The sequence below is a fragment of the Agromyces capsici genome (assembly GCF_058349965.1).
Genome location: NZ_JBYRET010000003.1, coordinates 1 through 2087, shown reverse-complemented (window position 1 = coordinate 2087; position 2087 = coordinate 1). Strand labels below are relative to the sequence as shown.

Sequence of the window (2087 nt, the reverse complement as noted above, 5' to 3'; positions counted from 1 at the left end):
GTGAAACAGCCCGAAGGCTGCTTCTAAGATGCTCGCGTCCACTATGTAGTTCTCAACAGACGGCCAGAACCCCCACACCCGCCAACCAACCGGCCGGCCTCGGTGAAGGCCTGAAGAGTCCAAACCGCCCCCGCCCGAAAGCAGGAGCCGCGCCCGGTCCCTCAGGACCCAACAGCGTGCACGCACCCACCCCGCAAACCCCCACCGTTCCAACCCACCGTGCTGCCGAAACAACACCGGGGCGTACTAGATACGAATCCTTGAAGCGAATGCCTATGTCAATGTTCCACCCATGAGCTGCCGACCAAGGACGTTCGCCTTGATGCCGGCTGCCTGGACACCCCCAAGAGGGTGCCAGATGCTCCTTAGAAAGGAGGTGATCCAGCCGCACCTTCCGGTACGGCTACCTTGTTACGACTTAGTCCTAATCACCGATCCCACCTTCGACGGCTCCCTCCACAAGGGTTAGGCCACCGGCTTCGGGTGTTACCGACTTTCATGACTTGACGGGCGGTGTGTACAAGGCCCGGGAACGTATTCACCGCAGCGTTGCTGATCTGCGATTACTAGCGACTCCGACTTCATGAGGTCGAGTTGCAGACCTCAATCCGAACTGAGACCGGCTTTTTGGGATTCGCTCCGCCTTACGACATCGCAGCCCTTTGTACCGGCCATTGTAGCATGCGTGAAGCCCAAGACATAAGGGGCATGATGATTTGACGTCATCCCCACCTTCCTCCGAGTTGACCCCGGCAGTCTCACATGAGTCCCCACCATAACGTGCTGGCAACATGCGACGAGGGTTGCGCTCGTTGCGGGACTTAACCCAACATCTCACGACACGAGCTGACGACAACCATGCACCACCTGTAACCGAGTGTCCAAAGAGTTCCCTATTTCTAGGGCGTTCTCGGTCATGTCAAGCCTTGGTAAGGTTCTTCGCGTTGCATCGAATTAATCCGCATGCTCCGCCGCTTGTGCGGGCCCCCGTCAATTCCTTTGAGTTTTAGCCTTGCGGCCGTACTCCCCAGGCGGGGCGCTTAATGCGTTAGCTACGACACGGAAACCGTGGAAAGGTCCCCACATCTAGCGCCCAACGTTTACGGCGTGGACTACCAGGGTATCTAATCCTGTTCGCTCCCCACGCTTTCGCTCCTCAGCGTCAGTAAGTGCCCAGAGACCTGCCTTCGCCATCGGTGTTCCTCCTGATATCTGCGCATTCCACCGCTACACCAGGAATTCCAGTCTCCCCTACACCACTCAAGTCTGCCCGTACCCACTGCAGGCCCGAGGTTGAGCCTCGGGATTTCACAGCAGACGCGACAAACCGCCTACGAGCTCTTTACGCCCAATAATTCCGGACAACGCTCGGACCCTACGTATTACCGCGGCTGCTGGCACGTAGTTAGCCGGTCCTTTTTCTGCAAGTACCGTCAAGGCCGAAGCCCCTTCTTCCTTACTAAAAGCGGTTTACAACCCGAAGGCCGTCATCCCGCACGCGGCGTTGCTGCATCAGGCTTGCGCCCATTGTGCAATATTCCCCACTGCTGCCTCCCGTAGGAGTCTGGGCCGTGTCTCAGTCCCAGTGTGGCCGGTCACCCTCTCAGGCCGGCTACCCGTCGACGCCTTGGTGAGCCATTACCTCACCAACAAGCTGATAGGCCGCGAGTCCATCCCAAACCGAAAAACTTTCCACCAACCCCCATGCGGGAGAAGGTCCTATCCGGTATTAGCTCCGATTTCTCGGGGTTATCCCAGAGTCCAGGGCAGGTTACTCACGTGTTACTCACCCGTTCGCCACTAATCCACCCAGCAAGCTGGGCTTCATCGTTCGACTTGCATGTGTTAAGCACGCCGCCAGCGTTCGTCCTGAGCCAGGATCAAACTCTCCAAAAAAAATGGTTCAACCAACCCCGAAAGGAAGGTCAAGTTCAATCACTGACAGAGAAACAACTGACTCGAAAATCAAATTGTCCATCAATCAAAGGAAACCCGTCCCCCTCCGAAGAGAAGAACACGGGGTTCAAAAAATTGGCATTGAACATAGTGCACGCTGTTGAGTTCTCAAGAAACGGACGCACCCGGGT

Annotated in this window: 1 rRNA gene; it reads right to left on the bottom strand. The window is 56.8% G+C overall.

Features of this window, described 5'->3' with window-relative positions:
* Positions 1 to 369: 369 nt before the first annotated feature.
* Positions 370 to 1896: ribosomal RNA gene (locus AC3RKB_RS18760) — 16S ribosomal RNA — on the bottom strand.
* Positions 1897 to 2087: the final 191 nt, after the last annotated feature.